Source organism: Pseudomonas muyukensis, assembly GCF_019139535.1.
Classification (GTDB): domain Bacteria; phylum Pseudomonadota; class Gammaproteobacteria; order Pseudomonadales; family Pseudomonadaceae; genus Aquipseudomonas; species Aquipseudomonas muyukensis.
In genome coordinates, this window is the sequence record NZ_CP077073.1 from 341,070 (window position 1) to 357,373 (window position 16,304).

Sequence of the window (16,304 nt, forward strand, 5' to 3'; positions counted from 1 at the left end):
GGTGCCGGGATAGTTTTAGAGATAGACGAATCATCACATACAAATAAAAGCCTTACAGATCAATTAGTTAAAAACTTTTTCGATTCTTGGTGCCACCATCTCCCAAAAGCCTCGACTTCTGTCGAGGCTTTTTCGTTTCAGCTCTCCACCCCCCCTGCGACACATCGCCCACCCCACCCACTTCTTGTTTTCGCTCAATAAACCTTACGTTTAAAGCGGCTATTCCTGTGCCCGACGATTCCCGTCGACTTAAGGAGAAGTCCCATGAGTGAGCAAGAAGGCGTTGCCCTGACCCGGCGTGGCATGCTCGCCGGCAGTGTGTTGCTGGGCGTCGGCACCTCGGTGCTCGGCACTGGCCTGGCCCGGGCCGCAAGCGCCGCCCCCGCTGCCAGCACCGTCCCCGCCGTGGACCTGGCCAAGCTGGAGCGGGTCAGCGTCGAGCTGGTGCCGCCGCCGCAGGTGCATGCCCACAGCCAGCGGGCGCCGGGCAAGCCGCGGATCGTCGAGTTCCGCATGGTCATCGAGGAAAAAGAGCTGGCCATCGACACGGCCGGGGCCTACATCCATGCCATGACCTTCAACGGCTCGGTGCCGGGGCCGTTGATGGTGGTCCACGAAGGCGACTATGTGGAGCTCACCCTGGTCAACCCGGCCAGCAACAGCATGATGCACAACATCGACTTCCACGCCGCCACCGGCGCCCTGGGGGGCGGCGAGCTGACCCATGTGAAACCGGGCGAGCAGGTGAAGCTGCGCTTCAAGGCCGACCGCGCCGGGGTGTTCGTGTACCACTGCGCGCCGGGTGGGGCGATGATCCCCTGGCATGTGGTGTGCGGCATGAACGGGGCGATCATGGTGCTGCCGCGCGATGGCCTGAAGGACGCCGAGGGCCGGGGGCTGAAGTACGACAAGGTGTGGTACATCGGCGAGCAGGACTACTACATCCCCCGCGACAAGGACGGCAAGTACAAGCGCTACGCCAACCCCATGGCCAGCTTCGGCGACATGAGCCAGCTGATGAAGGGGCTGGTGCCCAGCCATGTGGTGTTCAACGGCAGCGTCGGCGCGCTGACCGGCAAGCAGGCGCTGACCGCCAAGGTCGGCGAAACGGTGCTGATCGTCCATTCCCAGGCCAACCGCGACACCCGCCCGCACCTGATCGGCGGCCACGGTGACTATGTCTGGGCGGCGGGCAAGTTCGCCAACCCGCCGCAACGCAACCTGGAAACCTGGTTCATCCCGGGTGGCGCGGCGGGGGCGGCGTTGTACACCTTCCGCCAGCCGGGGCTGTACACCTACCTCAACCACAACCTGATCGAGGCGGTGATGCTCGGCGCGGCGGCGCATGTGCAGGTCGAGGGCCAGTGGAACGACGACCTGATGAGCCAGCTGCAAGCACCGGGGCCGATCCGCTAGCGGCATTGACCTCGGTCAAGCCACTTGGCCATGCGCGGCATAGCCTGAGCGCAGGCACTCACTTCATGGAGGGAGACCATGGCCAAGAAATTTCCCAGCAACCCCAGCCATCCGGAGCGGATCTGCTGGGGCTGCGACCTGTACTGCCCGGCCAAGGCGCTGGCCTGCGGCAATGGGGCGGAGCGGACCATGCACCCGGTGGAGCTGTTCGGCGAGGATTGGGACCAGCTTGATGCGCGGCTGGACCAGCCGATAGCACCAGCGCAGGATCTCCCAGCCAACAGCCCTCAAAACGCCGTACTCACCGTCAACGCCAGGTTGCGCGGGTCGCCGTAGATCGCCCCGGCATAGAACCCGTAGCGGGTGTAGTAGTGCTTGTCGAACAGGTTGTTGGCGTTGAGGCTGACGCTGGTGTCGTCGGTCAGCTGGTACTTGGCCATGGCATTCCAGATGGCATAGCCCGACCAGTTCACATCGCTGGCGCCGCGGCTCACGCCGTTGCTCGGCTGGCCGGCTGGCGAGGAGATCGCGCGGATGTTGCTCTGCGCGGTGACCCCAGCGCCGAGGGTCAGGCGCTCCAGCGGGCCGGACAGGCGATAGGTGGTCGAGGCCTTGAACAGGTGCGACGGGTCGCTGCGCCCGTCGCTGTCCAGGCGCCGGTAGTGCAGGTAGGTATAGCCGCCGTAGACATTCCAGTTGGGGCTCAGGGCGCCGGCGACTTCCAGGTCGATACCGTCGGTTTCCTGGCCGGAACCCGCCTTGTAGGCGGTGGCGCCGGTCGGGGTCAGCAGGTCGCCGTCCATGACGGCCTTGTTTTCCTGCTTGGTGCGAAAGTAGGCGGCGGAGGCGTTCAGGCGGCCATCGAACCATTCCCCCTTGATCCCGCTCTCGTAGCTCTGGCCACGGATTGGCTCGACCTTGGTGCCGCTGGCGGTCTCCTCGGTCTGCGGGTTGAAGATATCGGTGTAGCTGGCGTACAGCGAGTAGCTGTCGTTCAGGTCGTAGACCACGCCCATGTAGGGGGTGACGATGCCATTGTTCTGCTGGTTGCTGCGCACGCCGCTGACGTTGCGGCTGGTGGCTGAGTAGTCGGTGGTACGCACGCCGAGGATCACCGCCAGCGGGTCGCTGAGGCTCAGGCGCGTGGCGGCATACATCCCTTGCAGGCGGGTGGTGGTCTTGCTGTGCAGGCCGGTTTTCGACGCCAGCATGGCGTAGTCGTCGTCCACGCCGTCGAGCCAGTTGCTCAGGCCCAGGCCGTTGTTGGCGCGGAACTGGCAGCCGGCGCCGCCGTTCACCGTCTTGCCGCCGCCGACCATGCTGCAGCTGTACTGCGGCGACCAGGCCACGGTGCGGCTGTCGTTGTAGCCGACCATCGCCTGGTGGGTGCGGCCGAGCAATTGGAACGGGCCGGACAGGTCGATCTGCGCCGATTGCTGGGTGGTGTCGGTGGAGCTGTGCACGCCATTGAGCACCGCGCCGCTGCCGTCCTGGTCCCAGTAGCCGCCGTAGACGCCACGGCCGGATGAGTTGACCTTGGCCAGGCCGCGATGGTTGAGGGCCTCGCCGCTGCTCTGGGCGACCTTGAGGTCCAGGCTCCAGTCGTTGTCGAACTGGTGCGACAGCGAGCCGAAGGTGGTGCGGGTGATGTATTCGCCGAAGCTCCAGCTCGGCACCACGTTGGTGCTGCGCGGCAGGTCGGTCTTGCTGCCGTCGCCGTACCAGATCGGGATGTTGGCGCCCCAGCCGCCACCGACCACCTTGTTGTATTCGTATTGGTAGCCGGCGCCGAGGGTGGTGGCATCGTCCAGGTCGAATTCGAAGTTGGCCAGCGCGGCGCGTGAGCGCTCGGACTGGTTGTCGCGGAACGAGTTGGCGTCCTGCTGGGTCATGACCAAACGCGAGCGCAGGCGGCCGTCCTCGCTCAGCGGCAGGTTCAGGTCGGCCCCCAGGCGGCGCTTGTCCCAGCTGCCATAGGTGGCGTAGGCACTGCCGCCGAAGGTCTTGCCCGGCGCCTTGCGAATCAGGTTGACGGTGGCCGACGGGTCGCCGGTACCGCCGAGCAGGCCGTTGGCGCCGCGCACGATGTCGATGCGCTCGTACAGGTCCATGTTCAGGGCGTTGCCGCCGCCACTGAAGTCCGAACCGCCGGGGAACTGCAAGCCATCGATCTTCCAGTTGCTGATCGAATAGCCACGGGCGCGGAAGTCGGTGCGCCCGCCCACTTCCATCTTGCTCATGCTCACCCCGGGGGTGGTGTCCAGCGCCTGCTCGATGGTGTGGATGTCGCGGTCGTCCATCTGCTGGCGGGTGATGCTGGTGACCGACTGCGGGGTCTGCCGCGGCGTCAGCTTCAGCCCGGTCGAGCTGCGGGTGCTTTCGACGGTGTAGCCGATCTGGCCGCTGTCGTCGGCCACCGGCAGGGCGCTGCTGTCGATGGTGGTGGCATCCAGCTCCACGGCCTGGTTGCCGGCCGTGGCGGTGGCTGACAGCCCAAGGGCAACGAAGAAGGCAAGCGGGGTGAGGCGACTGCCGCCTCGGTGAACGGGGTATGCGTCGGTCATGATGCTCTGTCGTACCATTTGGGAAGGTTTCGTATTCGCAGATGATTTTTTGTTACGATTCTAGGCATCCGCCCCTTCGGCGCCATGGACGGCATGTACGGGGATGTAATCGAACGTAATGCGCAGCCAGGCTGCTGCCTCGCACAGGTATCCCCGCACCATGAGCACGACCCTGCTGGTCGTCGACGATGACGACGAAATCCGCGAACTTCTCTGCGATTACCTGGCCGATGCCGGTTACCAGGCCCTGGCCGCCGGCAACGGCGAGCAGATGCGCGAGCAGTTGGCGCGCCATGCCGTGGACCTGGTGGTGCTCGACCTGATGCTGCCCGGCGAGGACGGCCTGAGCCTGTGCCGGCAGTTGCAGGCGCAACCCGGCCTGGCGGTGATCATGCTGTCGGCCAAGGGCAGCACCCTGGACCGCATCATTGGCCTTGAGGTGGGTGCCGACGATTACCTGGCCAAGCCTTTCGAGCCCCGTGAGCTGGTGGCGCGGATCAAGGCCGTGCTGCGCCGGCCACAACGCCTGGAAACCGCGGCGCAGGACGCCACAGTAGAGCCCCAGCGGTTCGCCGGCTTTCGCCTCGATCACGTCAAGCGCCTGCTCACCCTCCCCGACGGCCAGGCGCTGACCCTGCCCCGCTCCGACTACCGGGTCTTGCGCGAACTGCTCGAGGCCAACAACCGCGTGGTCTCGCGCGATCAGCTGACGCGCAGCGCGTTTGGTCGCGACCACCTGCCCGACGACCGTTCGGTGGACATGTGCATCAGCCGCCTGCGCCAGCAACTGCGCCGCGCCGCCAGCCAGGGCGCGCAGATTCTCACCATCCGCAACGAAGGCTACCTGCTGAGCCTGGCCCGCGAAGCCCTGGGCGCCTGAGGTGCGCTGGCTTCGCCGGCTGTGGCCGCGCACGCTGTTCGGCCAGCTGCTGCTGATCATGATCAGCGGCACCCTGGTGATCCAGTTGCTGTCCAGCAGTATCTGGTTCGACGTGCGCTTCGCCCAGGTGCTGGAGGCGCCGGTGCGGTTGATCGCGGCGCGCAGCGCGCCGTTGATCGCCCAGGCCGACTGCCATGGCGCGGCCCTCGCGGTGCCCCGTCACTACCAGGTGCGTTGCGCCGAAACCCTGCCCGAGGGCGAGCACGACGAACGCCGCGGCCGACGGCGGATCGAACTGCTGCTGCACCAGGCGCTGGCCTACGAACTGGGCCGCGACCCACAGGCGCGCTTGCTCAAGGTGCGGCTCACCGACGAACAGGGCCAGCCAATCGTCTGGCGCAGCCTGTTCGGCCTGCGCACCGCCCAGGCCCACCTGGAGTTCGCCGTGCCCCTGGCCGACGGCCATTGGCTGACCATCGATGGCCAGGAGCTGCAGGGCTGGAGCGGCGAGTCGGCCTGGGTGCTGATCAGCGACTACCTGCTGCGGGTCTATGCCTTGCGCATCGTCGCCGTGCTGCTGGTGTGCCTGGTGGCGGTGCGCCTGTGCCTGCGCCCGTTGCGCCGCCTGGCCGATGCGGCCCGGGGCCTGGGGCACAACCTCGAACAACCGCCGCTGCCGCTGGATGGCCCGGAGGAAGTGCGCCAAGCCGCCCAGGCCTTCAATGCCATGCAGCAACGGCTGATCGGCATGGTCAACGACAAGGCCTACTTCCTCGCCGCCGTGTCCCACGACCTGCGCACCCCGCTGACGCGCATGCGCCTGCGCCTGGAGCGGCTGGAAGATGGCGAACACAAGGAGCGCCTGCGCCACAACATCGCGCAAATGGACGGCATGATCGGCCAGGTGCTCGACTACCTGCGCGCCGGTGAACAGCAGAACCTGCAACAGGTCGACCTCGACCGCCTGGTGGCCCGGCTGTGCGTCGACCTTGCCAGCACCGAGGAACCCTTGCCCATGCATGGCCAGGCGGGCCAGGCGCGGGTCGACGCCCTGCTGTTGCAGCGCTGCCTGCAGAACCTGCTGGTCAATGCCCTGCGTTATGCCCAGGACGTGTCGGTCACCCTGGAAAGCACCCGCCATGGGCTGTGCATCCACGTCGACGACCGCGGCCCCGGTATCGCGCCGGGCTTGCTGGCGACCGTCACCGACCCGTTCGTGCGTGGCGAAGGCTCGCGCAACCAGGCCTCGGGCGGTTACGGCCTGGGGCTGAGCATCGCCCAGCGCATCGCCGCCAGCCACGGCGGTGAACTGCAGCTAAGCAACCGGGCAGACGGTGGGCTGCGGGTCAGCGTGCGCCTGCCCGCAGGTGGCCCGGCCTGACTACTTGCACTCGCCCTGGAGGATCTTCAGCGCCGCCTCGGCCAGAAAGCCCGAGCGGCTCTTGTGTTCGGGGTGGTTCTGCACGTAGCTGTCGATGCGGGTGAGCAGGTAGGCCGGCAGGGTGATGTTGAGCTTCTCGGCCTTGCCCAGGTAGCGGGTGATATCGATATCGATCAACGCCCAGGTGCAACCGGCGTAGGCCGGATTGGCCGCATGCGCGGTGACCTTGCTGGCCTTGGGGATCTCCTGCTGGTCCTGGGCAAGCAGCTCGAGATGGCCCTCGATCGCCTCGCGGGCCATGGCGATGGCGTTGTCGAGGTCTTCACCCGCCGAAAAGCAGCCAGGGATGTCCGGTACTTCCACGCCCCAAGCGTACTGGTCGTCACCGGGAAGGATGGCGATGGGAAACAACATGGGATAAAGCCTCCTCGTCAGCTGGCGTAGACGATCCGCGCCTGGCGCAGGATGCTGGCCGCGGTGGCGGGCAGCAGGTCCTTCTTCGGGTGCGGGATGGTTACCAGCCCAGGTTTGTCGGGGTGCTTGAAGTGATGGTGGCTGCCTTTGCAACGCACCAGGTACCAACCATCGGCCTCGATCACCGAAATCATTTCACGGCTGTTCATGAACCCATTCCTTGGGCTGGCCGATTGGTGGTTAGTATAACCACCAAACAAGCATTATCAACACCATACCCACCACGGCGACGAGCGGGCACCCCGAGTGGGGCAAGTATGGTGAGGGGATCCGGGTTGCGAAGCAGAGAAGTGATGCGCGATCTTTCGCCAACAAAACTGCCCAGGGCCTAGCGACGCGCCTGGCGCCTTTGCTGGCGGTACTCCGCCAGGCGCATGCGCATCTCGCGATAGCGCTGGCTGTTGAGCAGCAGCAAGGCCACCAATGCCGCCAGCAGGCTGCCGCTGTAGATGAACATGTTCGGTCCATGCCCATAGGTGGGCAAGGTGATCAGCATGCACGCCACGCACATCCCGGCTATCAGCCAGCAACCCCAGGCCCGGCCACGCACCACGGCGCCATGGCCCAGGGCGAACAGCGCAAACAGGCCATACAGGCCCAAGGGGAACAGGCCGTCCTGCGCACAATGACGGCAGTAGGTGCTCCAGGCCAGGGCGAAGGTCCAGGCAACGGCGATGATCGAGGCGAAAAACGCAGCGATGAACACGCCGAAGTAGCGCCGGAGAAAATCCTTGAGCGGGGCATGGCGCGTCATTCGCTGAGTTCCTCGTAAAGCCCGACAGCCAATCCTTGCACCGTGCCGCTACCAGCAAGGCCGATGAAGCCCCCCACAGAGTCCTTGATCAGTGTCTGGGTGGAGTGGCTGATCTGGGTTGGGGTAAAGCGCTTGACCAGTTCACCCGCGCTCTGCCTGAGCTTCAGTTGCTTGGCGGTCAAGGCAGGATGCTTGATGGTCAGCAACTCGGTAGTCAAAGCCTTGCGTTGCTGGCGGCTCAGCGAACGCGTCAGTTGATACCAGCTGTTGCCGGTAGCGGCCTTGCGCACCTGGAGAAACTTCAAGGTGGTCAGGCCCGATGCCCCCACGCCCATCAGCGACACCGCATCGAGTACAGGCGTGGCCGCCTGGTACCAGGTTTCCTGGTCCATGGCGTCATTAAGCGACGGATCGGTGGCCTCGAAGGCCGTGCGCACCAGGCCGATGCCGCACTGCGCGGTACTGGCCGTGGCGGCTGCGTAGCCGACGGCGGTCAGGGCCAGGCTCGCACCACCGGAAAACGGCACCGCGATGGTGCCGCTGAACATGACGATCCACCCCAGCACGGCGCCGGCGCATGACAGGGTGGTGTTGACCGCCTCCTTCACCACTCGCGCTTCTCGTGGGTTGGTTTGCAGTTGGTTCATGAACTGCTCTGGCGAGGTGTAGCGCGGTGCCTCGCGCAGGATGATGCGCTTGGGTTTGATACTGCAGATCGGTTGAAACTCGCGCAGCGTCATGACGTTGTAGTCGGCGTCGATATACACGACGCCCGCGCCGACGATGCCGGGGTCGGCGTCAATCGCCTTGAACAGCTTCTGCTGATCGATACGCCCCTGCATGCGCTGACGCGCCATGAATTGCGAGGTGTTGCCCAGGGGATTGGCAAGCAGGTCTGTCACGAATCGGTTTCCTTACACAAAGATCAGGGCCTTCAGGGCAAGTCGCATCGGCGCACCGCCGCTCCCACAGAAACAGCGCAGGCCGCTGGCACCGAGATTTCTCAGTCCGGCGCGATCCCTGTGGGAGCGCTTCAGCCGCGAACACCGGCATAGCCGGTGCCAGCCATCGCGCCGCCTGGTTCGCCAGCAAAGCTGGCTCCTACATGTTCCGCGCGGCGGATGTGGGAGCCGGCTTGCCGACGCGGCCGCGGTATCAAACGTTAGGGCAAGGCACCGGCGCCCAGTCACCCATGTCCGGGTTGCGGCACATGGCGTTGACCTGGTCGGCGCCAGCCTTGGCCACCTGCTGGGCCTCGGTCTTCTTGCCGTTGGCGTTCTGCAGGGTCTTCTCGGTGGCTACCGCTTCCTGCGGCACCTTGGTGTTGGTCTTGGCCGGCTGAACCTTTTTAACGTCCTTCTTCTTGCCGGTGGTGACCACCTTCGGCGGCTCGGCCACGGCCACCACCTCGGTGCGCTGCACGCCCACCTGCTTGAGGTCCTGCTCGTAGGCCTGGGTGTAGTTGTTGAGGTTCTCACCGAGACGGCCGTTGACCGTGGTCAGCAGGTTGTTCGACTCCTGCAAGCCGGCAACGATCTCGGCCAGGCGCTTGCGGCCTTCGGTGTCGTTGATGCGGCCCGACTTGCGGTTCTGGATCAGGCTGGCGAACTCGCGCTGGTAGCAGCTCTGCGACGACTTGGCGTAGGCGGTGGTGCGGTCCAGGTCGGCGGCGCTCTTGTCGATGTCGGCCGCGTACGAGGCAATGCGCTGCTTGTCGTCGCTGATCTGCTTCTGGCGCTCGGTGTAGTAGCCAGCCGCGCCGCCGACCAGGGCACCCCCGGCGGCGCCGATGGCGGCGTTGCGGCCGCGGTTTTCCTTGTCGACCAGGGCGCCTGTCAGGGCACCGCCGACCGCGCCGAGCAGCGCGCCGGTGGTGACCGAGCGGGTCATGTCACCGTCGGTGGAACGCAGGTGCTGCACCGGCTCGTAGCAGTTGGGGTAGTACTCGACCTTGGTCGTGGCGCCGACCTTGGACGCCGGCGAACTGGCGCAACCGCTCAGCAGCACGGTGCTGAAACCGGCGGCCAGCAGCAGCGCGGTACGGGCCTGGGATGCGGTGATCAGGGGTTTGCGGGTGGACATGGTCTGGTTTCTCTTCTTGGGTTTCTCGGTAACCGGGGGCGTCATGCCTCCCGGGAGTCCTTTCTAGGGAAGCTGTCCTTAGGCTCGCGGGGCGGCCGATGCCAGCAGCTCCTTGAGGATCGTCGCCGGATCGGCCCGCCGGTTCTGGCGGTACTCCCCGACGTGGCGGACGAACAGGGTGGCGCGGGTCACCAGGCTGTTGCCCAGGACCGGCTTGCGATTGAGTTCTTCCTTGACCCGCTGGAACTGCGCCTGGATCACCGCATCGGTGTAGCGCGTGCCACTGGCCAGGTTGTCGATGTAGATCGCCACGGCACCGTCGAGGGCCGCGCGGCCGTTGGCGATGGCCGCGCCGTACATGCGCGCGCTGGTCTGGTCGCCCGAGGCCTGGGCCTTGGCCTGGGTGTTCTGCAGGTTGGTCAGGCGGATGTTGTAGTTATTGATGGTCTCGGCCACCAGCGCGGCGGACTGGATCAGGTTGCCGGCGGCTTCCTCGCGCTGGCGGGCGATCAGCGAGACGTTGCGCTTGAGCTCTTCGTTGACCAGCCCCAGCTCGGCCTGCTGGCGTGGGTCGCTGGCGGCGGCGATGATGCTGTCCAGGCGCTTAGTCGGGTCCTGGGCGGCGTCGATGTCATCGGTCAGGCTGGCCAGGCGGCCTTCCTTCTGCCACTGCTCGAACAGCTCCTGGTAGCGCGAGCGCGGCGCCGACAAGGCGCCGATGGCGACCCGGAAACCGGTGGTCTCGTTGCGCTGCTCGGTGCCATCGGCGCCGAACAGCGGGTACTCGCGGCGCATGCCGGTGAACAGCGTGCCCTCGCCTTCGAGGTAGTTGCCGCCCTTGACCACGAAGCCGCCGTAGGCGCCTTGCAGGCGGCCGGCATGCACCAGCTGGAACGACTCCTGGACCATCTCGGCGGCGTTGCCGATCACATCAAACAGGCCCAGCGGGTTGGGTTGCTTGCTACCGATCGGCATCAGTCGCGCCGCCTGCCCGGTGCCGCCGGCCACCTGGTTGAACACCGCGAAATCACCCAGCGGCCCCTCGCTGTCGGCGCCCTCGACCTTGCGCGGGAACAGACGCCCTTCCAGCTCCTGGCGGCTGACCGCCGAACCACCACGGGCAGCGAACTCCCACTCGACTTCGGTGGGCAGGCGCACGAAGCCCGTGCCGCCATCCTCGGCCTTGCTGCCACGGCCACTGACCGGCAGCAGGTCGCGGTGATGTTTCATCAGCCAGGCGCTGTACACCGCGGCGAAACGCTCGGCCTCGAAGCGCGACAACTTCACCTTGGGCAGACGCCCCGCCGCATCGTTGCTCGCGTCGCAGGCCGGGGCAGCCTCGCCGCTGGCCAGCGACTGCGCCTGGGCCATCACCTGGGCATACTGGCGCGCGGTAACCTCGTACTTGCCGATGAAGTACATCATCGGCGTCAGCGGGCTACCTTTGTCGACCTTCGGCAAGGTCGGGCCAACGGCCTTCTGCCACTGCGGCGCCAAGTCCTGCAGGCTGAACTGGCCATTGATGAAGTCGCGTCGGTAGCCCGAGATGAACGACTGCTTGTAGCCGGCCTCGCCTTCGCTGAACGGGTAGCCGAGGTTGACCTCACGGTCGTCGAGGCTGCCCTGGGCCAGCACGTAGACACTGCGCAAAACCAGCTCGCCGCCACAGGGCAGCGGCAGGCTGACATCGCCCGGCAGCGGCTTGGGGTTATCAAGCTTGCTCTCACTCCCAGCCTGGGACTGGGCGACCGGCTTGGCCTTGTCGTCGCCATCGGCCTGGGAACAGGCGCCCAGGCTCAGTGCGGTGAGGATCAGGGCAGCGGCCCCGAGACGGCGGTCAGACATCACGGATTCCTTGGCAAGCCTCGATGCGCGCCACCCGCCAGCCGCCGAGGGCGGCGGCGGCAGTGCTGGCCAGCAGCACGGCGCACAGCGCAACGAGGTAGTGCATGGGTAGCAGGTGGCTGGCGAATTCGCCGGGCACCTGCATGAAAAGTCGGTTCAGGCCGTGCTCGGCCAACAGGTACAGCAGGCCCGCCAGGGCGGCGGCGAACAGCCCGCTGTACAGTGCCTGGAGCATCACGAACAACAGCAGCGCGGCGGTGCCGAAGCCCAGCAGGCGCAGCACCGCCAGTTCGCGTTGCTTGCGCTCCACCGCCGCCACCGCGCCCGCGGCGATGGCCGCCACCGCCCCGGCCACGGCCAGGCTGGCGATGATCCAGAACACCAGGTCGAGGTTGCGGCTGAGCGACTGCACCTGGGCGATCTGCGCGGCCTGGGTCGACACCAGCAACTTGCGCTGGGCAAAAAACTGGCGCAGCGGCTCGACATCGCCCAGCTCGCGGGCGTACAGGCGAAACGCCGGGTACACGCGCTGGCGCGCGTCATCCGCCGCGCTGCCCTGCCAGCCCAGCGCGGGTACCGCGCGGCCGTCACGGTAGTCTTCCACCGCCTCCAGCAGCGCCAGCGGCGCGAACAGGCCATCGCGCTCGAAGGCTGCCAACGGCAGCACCGCGCTCACCTGCAGCCGGGTCTGGCGCCACTGCACCTGCCCGGCCTGCTGGCGGCTGAAGCTGGCCTGCAGTTGGTCACCGGCCCCGGCGCCGAGCTTTTCCGCGGCGGTGAAGCTCAACACCACCTGTTGCAGGCCGGTGGGCGGCGTCACCTGTTGCAGCAGCGGGTCACCGGCGGCGGTGGGCAGCATCTCGACCGTCACCCCGCGCCCCTGCGCCGGCAGCAGCAGTTCGGCGGTGGCGGCGATCTGCCGGGTACGCGGGATAGCGAAGGCCACCCCCGGTTGCTGGGCCAGCTCGGCGATGAACGCCTCACGGAAACGCCCGCCCCCCAGCGGGATGATCTCGCGCACCCCGGGGTCGCGTTGCAGGCGCTCGGTCAGGCTGCCGACCAGGCCGAACTTCAGGCCGAACAGCACCAGCAACGGCGCGATCACCGCCACCAGCGCCAGCACACCACAGGCCGACAGCCGCGCATCGTTGCGGTAGTCCTGCCAGGCCAGCCCGGCGATCAGCAACGGGCGCATCAGGCGGCCCTCGCCAGGGTCGCGGTGACGCCACCGTCGGCATCGCGCCGGCAGCTCATGCGCAGCAGGCGCAAGCCCGCCGCGCGGGCCAGGGCTTCGTCATGGGTGGCGACCACGCAGGTCACCTGGCGCGCATCGGCTTCGCGCAGCAGCAACTGCATGACCCGCTCGGCGTTCACCGGGTCCAGCGCGGCGGTCGGTTCATCGGCCAACAGCAGCGCCGGGCCATGGGCCAGGGCACGGGCGCAGCTGACCCGCTGGCGCTGGCCGAGAGACAGCGTGGCGGGTTTTTTGGCCAGCTGGTCGTGCACATCCAGGGCCTCGGCCAGGTGCTCGACGCTGCCGTCGTCGCCCAGCCCGAGCAATTGCCGTGGCAGGCGGATATTGCCGCGCACATCGAGAAAACCCAGCAACCCGCCGGCCTGCAACACATAACCCAGGTGGCGGCTGCGCAGCGCCGCCAGGCGGTCGAGCTGGCGTTCGCGCCACAGCCCGGCCACGTCCGTGCCACCGACGCAAAAACCTGCCGCCGTATCCGGCGCCAGCACCAGTGCCAGCAGGTCGAGCAAGGTGCTCTTGCCGCAGCCGCTGGGGCCGACCAGCGCTACCCGCTCGCCCGCGCCCAGGTGCAGCTGGTCGACCTGCAGGCTGTAGCGCTGGGCACCCTGCCCGCGCGTCTTGCGCACCTCGTCCAGGCGAATCATCACGGCAGCGTCGACAGCGGCACACGGTACAAGGCGTCGCCCGGCTCGGCCTTGCCGAAGCGCACCCAGTTGGCCATGTCGTTGTGGAAGGTTTCGTACAGGCGGATCTTCGAGTCCAGCTCGTCGATGAAGTCCTCCTGCTCGGCCACCGACAGCGACAACCACAGGTCCTGGGTCATCGCCAGGGACTTGCTGCGGTACGGCAGGCCGTCGAGATATTCACCGAGCACGCCGCCCTGGGCCAGGTTGGCGCCCTTGCGCAGGGCGCCGGGGTCGCGGCTCATGTAGGCGCTGGCGCTGGCGATCTCGTTGAAGAAATCACCCGGCGAGCTGCGGGTCTTGCGCGCGGCGTCGACGATCAGCTTGAGCGACTGCTGCAGGTCGTTGAGCTGCAGCTTGGTCAGCATCACGCACACCTGCAGGGTCGGCAGCGCCGGGTTGGTCAGGTCGCGATCGGCGGTCCAGGCGCTGACCAGTTGCGGCGCCTGGCTGGCGCCGTGGCGGCCGAGGAAGTCCATGTGCATGGCATAGCCGATGGCCTGGGACTTGGCCGCCAGGCCCGAGGCCGAGGTCAGCAACGGCACCGCCTGCGGCTGCTGGTTGCGCACCTGGTGCACCAGCTCGGCGAAGGTCGAGCCGATCTCGCGCACGCGCTCGCCGAACACGCCGACTTCGCCGCCCGGCACGCCTACATAGAGGTCGCCGATCTGCGGGTTGCTGTCGGCGGTAAGCACCCGGTACTGGGCTTGCGCGGCACCGTGGTTCTTCAGGCCGGCCGGGGTCAGCAGGTGCAGGGCGTAGATCTTGATCTGCTTGCTCAACGCCGCCTGGCGCACTTCGGCTTCGTTCATCTGGGTGCTGCTGAACGGGTCGTTCTTGCGCAGCGCGCCGGCATCGCTGACCAGCAGGATGATGCGCCCGCCGTAGCCGGACCAGTCCATGCCTTCGACGGCCTGCATCACCCCGGCGAAGGCGTCCTCGTTGAACGAGTGGCTGGAGACGCTGGTGGCCTTGACCTGGGCCGCCGCCTTGAGGAAGCGTGCCGGGTCGCGACCCTCCTCCAGGCTGACCAGGGTCTTGCTCAGGTAATCGAGGCCGGGGGTGCGCTTGACGCTGTTGCGAAAGCCCACCAGGCCGAAGCTGACGCTGTCCAGCTCGCCACGGGCGGCCAGCTGCTGTTGCAGCTCGCTGACCACCTGGCGCACGCGGTCGATGTAAGGCTGCATGGACACCGAGGTATCCACCACCAGCACGATGCCGGTGCGAAAACCCTTCTCGCCCAGCGCAGCCACGCCAGCCGCCTTGGGCGCGCTGTCGCGGGCACTGGCGCCAGGGTCGATGGAGGCGATGTTGAGCAACTGCACCGGCTGGCCATCGGCATCGAAGCTCTCGCGGTAGTCGAAGATCGGCATCAGGTAGAACTGGTTCTGCGGCACCGCACTGGCCGTCGGCTCCAGGGCCATCACCTGCGGCACCTGGTCGGGGTTGTTCTGCGCCTGGAGCAAGCTGTCGCGGGCCTTGGCGGTGTCGTCGAGCAAGTGCTGCACATCGTCCACCTGGCGCATGAACATCACCGGCGCGCGGCCCGAGCGTTCGGTGAACTTGAGCACCAGGCTCTGCTTCCAGTCGCTGGTCTGCTCGGCCAGCAACCAGCCGTCGCGCTGGCCATCACTGGCGGCGCCCACCTGCAACCAGGCTTTACCCGCCACGTCCTTGCGCTGGTACACGTACAACACGGAAAACGCCGGCAGTTTCTCGCCCGAGGCCTCGCCGGGCTGGGCCTGCAGTTGTGCGTCGGGCTTGGTCAGCACCCGCTGGAACAGGGTCTTCTTGCCGGGCATCAGCAGCGGGCGGCCATCGTCGTGGGGCGCTAGCGCTTGCAGGGTTGGCTGGGCGGGGGCGTCCGCCGGGGCCTGCGCCAGCGGCGGCGCGACCGTCGGCTCGTCGCTGCCGCCGAGCAACCAGAAGAACGCGCCGCCCAGGCCCAGGGCCGCCGCGACGGCCACGGCCAGTACTGCCTTGGCGGGCTTGTTCGAGGCGGATTTCACCACCGGCGCGGGCTCTGGCCTGGGCTGTGGCTTGGCCTCGGGGCGCGGCGCAGGCGCGGCCACGGCGCTGGGGATTTCGATGGACACAGGCTCCGGCGCCAGCACTGGCGTTACCAGCAGCGGGCGAACCACCGTGCTGTCGCGCTCGTCCACCGCTGCCGGCAGCGCCAGGCGATCCAGCGCGGCGAGCAAGGCTGCGGCATCGGCAAAGCGCTGGTTGGGGTCCTTGGCCAGCAGGCCACGCAGGATGTCCTGGTAGCGACCGTGCTCGATCGGCAGCTCCGGCAACGGCTCGGTCAGGTGCGCCAGCGCCGTGGACAGTGCATCGGTGCCGTTGTACGGCAGCTTGCCGACCAGGATCTCGTACAGCACCACGCCCAGCGCATACAGGTCGGCGCGCCCGTCGATCTCCAGGCCACGGGCCTGCTCGGGGCTCATGTAGCTCGGCGTGCCGACGGCAAAACCGGCTTGGGTGAACTGGGTGCGGTCGTCCAGCGACTTGGCGATGCCGAAGTCCGACAGCACTGCGGTGCCATCGGCGCGGAACAGGATGTTGGCCGGCTTGACGTCGCGATGCACCAGGCCCTGGGCATGGGCGTAGCCCAGCGCCTGGGCGATCTGGCGCACGTACGCCAGCCCCTGCTCGGGCGCAAGCCCTTCGGCGATGCGCTCTTTCAGCGTGCCGCTGGGCAGGTACTCCATGGCCATGTAGTACAGCTCGGCGACATTGCCGATGTCGTGGATGGTGGCGATGTTCGGGTGTGCCAGCCGCGCCAGGGTACGGCCCTCACGCAGGAAGCGCTCGCAGAAGGTCGGGTCGGCGGCCAGGCTCGCGGCCATGATCTTCAGCGCCACCTTGCGCTCGAGCGAGCGCTGGGTGGCCAGGTACACGCTGGCCATGGCGCCCTGGCCAAGCTCGTGATCGATGTCGAATCCGGGGATCTGCATATTCATGGTGTCT

Annotated in this window: 14 protein-coding genes; 4 read left to right on the plus strand and 10 right to left on the minus strand. The window is 67.1% G+C overall.

The window, feature by feature from the left end; translation table 11 throughout:
- Window positions 1-324 precede the first annotated feature (324 nt).
- A complete protein-coding gene (gene nirK, locus KSS95_RS01650; RefSeq protein WP_437179596.1) occupies window positions 325-1,416 on the plus strand; it encodes a copper-containing nitrite reductase in 1,092 nt (363 codons plus the stop codon).
- Window positions 1,417-1,494: 78 nt separating this feature from the next.
- A complete protein-coding gene (locus tag KSS95_RS24515; RefSeq protein ID WP_225935552.1) occupies window positions 1,495-1,752 on the plus strand; it encodes a DUF3079 domain-containing protein in 258 nt (85 codons plus the stop codon).
- On the opposite strand, the gene KSS95_RS01660 is transcribed toward KSS95_RS24515, so the two are convergent.
- Complete coding sequence (locus tag KSS95_RS01660; protein WP_217851053.1) at window positions 1,704-3,998, minus strand: TonB-dependent siderophore receptor; 2,295 nt, start codon at window positions 3,996-3,998, stop codon at window positions 1,704-1,706. The two genes, KSS95_RS24515 and KSS95_RS01660, sit on opposite strands and share 49 nt — an antisense overlap.
- A 142-nt stretch (window positions 3,999-4,140) precedes the next feature.
- Here KSS95_RS01660 and KSS95_RS01665 point away from each other — a divergent pair, with 142 nt between their 5' ends.
- On the plus strand, window positions 4,141-4,860 hold the full coding sequence (locus tag KSS95_RS01665) for a response regulator (protein ID WP_217851055.1): 720 nt from the start codon (window positions 4,141-4,143) through the stop codon (window positions 4,858-4,860).
- A gap of 1 nt (window position 4,861) precedes the next feature.
- Window positions 4,862-6,241, plus strand: coding sequence for an ATP-binding protein (locus KSS95_RS01670; protein ID WP_217851057.1), 1,380 nt, complete (start codon window positions 4,862-4,864; stop codon window positions 6,239-6,241).
- Here the strand turns inward: KSS95_RS01670 and KSS95_RS01675 are convergent, their stop codons facing one another.
- The 9 genes from KSS95_RS01675 to KSS95_RS01715 form a co-directional block, all read right to left on the minus strand.
- A complete protein-coding gene (locus tag KSS95_RS01675; RefSeq protein WP_217851059.1) occupies window positions 6,242-6,655 on the minus strand; it encodes a type II toxin-antitoxin system HicB family antitoxin in 414 nt (137 codons plus the stop codon). It lies immediately after the preceding gene.
- Window positions 6,656-6,672: 17 nt separating this feature from the next.
- Entirely contained in the window at window positions 6,673-6,864 is a 192-nt protein-coding gene (locus KSS95_RS01680; protein WP_134693260.1) for a type II toxin-antitoxin system HicA family toxin, read from the minus strand.
- A 179-nt stretch (window positions 6,865-7,043) separates the two neighbouring features.
- The gene (locus KSS95_RS01685; RefSeq protein ID WP_217851061.1) at window positions 7,044-7,469 is read right to left on the minus strand and encodes a hypothetical protein; all 426 of its coding nucleotides are present in this window, start codon (window positions 7,467-7,469) and stop codon (window positions 7,044-7,046) included.
- Complete coding sequence (gene ssp4, locus KSS95_RS01690) at window positions 7,466-8,326, minus strand: Ssp4 family T6SS effector (RefSeq protein ID WP_217853917.1); 861 nt, start codon at window positions 8,324-8,326, stop codon at window positions 7,466-7,468. Before ssp4 ends, KSS95_RS01685 begins: the two co-directional genes overlap by 4 nt.
- Before the next feature lie 298 nt (window positions 8,327-8,624).
- The gene (gene tagQ / locus KSS95_RS01695; protein ID WP_217851062.1) at window positions 8,625-9,551 is read right to left on the minus strand and encodes a type VI secretion system-associated lipoprotein TagQ; all 927 of its coding nucleotides are present in this window, start codon (window positions 9,549-9,551) and stop codon (window positions 8,625-8,627) included.
- A gap of 78 nt (window positions 9,552-9,629) precedes the next feature.
- Window positions 9,630-11,396, minus strand: coding sequence for a formylglycine-generating enzyme family protein (locus KSS95_RS01700; protein ID WP_217851064.1), 1,767 nt, complete (start codon window positions 11,394-11,396; stop codon window positions 9,630-9,632).
- Window positions 11,389-12,591 (minus strand): FtsX-like permease family protein, encoded by a 1,203-nt coding sequence (locus KSS95_RS01705; RefSeq protein ID WP_217851066.1) that lies wholly within the window; start codon window positions 12,589-12,591, stop codon window positions 11,389-11,391. The genes KSS95_RS01700 and KSS95_RS01705 overlap by 8 nt, the downstream gene beginning before the upstream one ends.
- On the minus strand, window positions 12,591-13,295 hold the full coding sequence (locus tag KSS95_RS01710) for an ABC transporter ATP-binding protein (protein WP_217853918.1): 705 nt from the start codon (window positions 13,293-13,295) through the stop codon (window positions 12,591-12,593). Before KSS95_RS01710 ends, KSS95_RS01705 begins: the two co-directional genes overlap by 1 nt.
- Complete coding sequence (locus KSS95_RS01715; RefSeq protein ID WP_217851070.1) at window positions 13,295-16,297, minus strand: serine/threonine-protein kinase; 3,003 nt, start codon at window positions 16,295-16,297, stop codon at window positions 13,295-13,297. Before KSS95_RS01715 ends, KSS95_RS01710 begins: the two co-directional genes overlap by 1 nt.
- Window positions 16,298-16,304 lie beyond the last annotated feature (7 nt).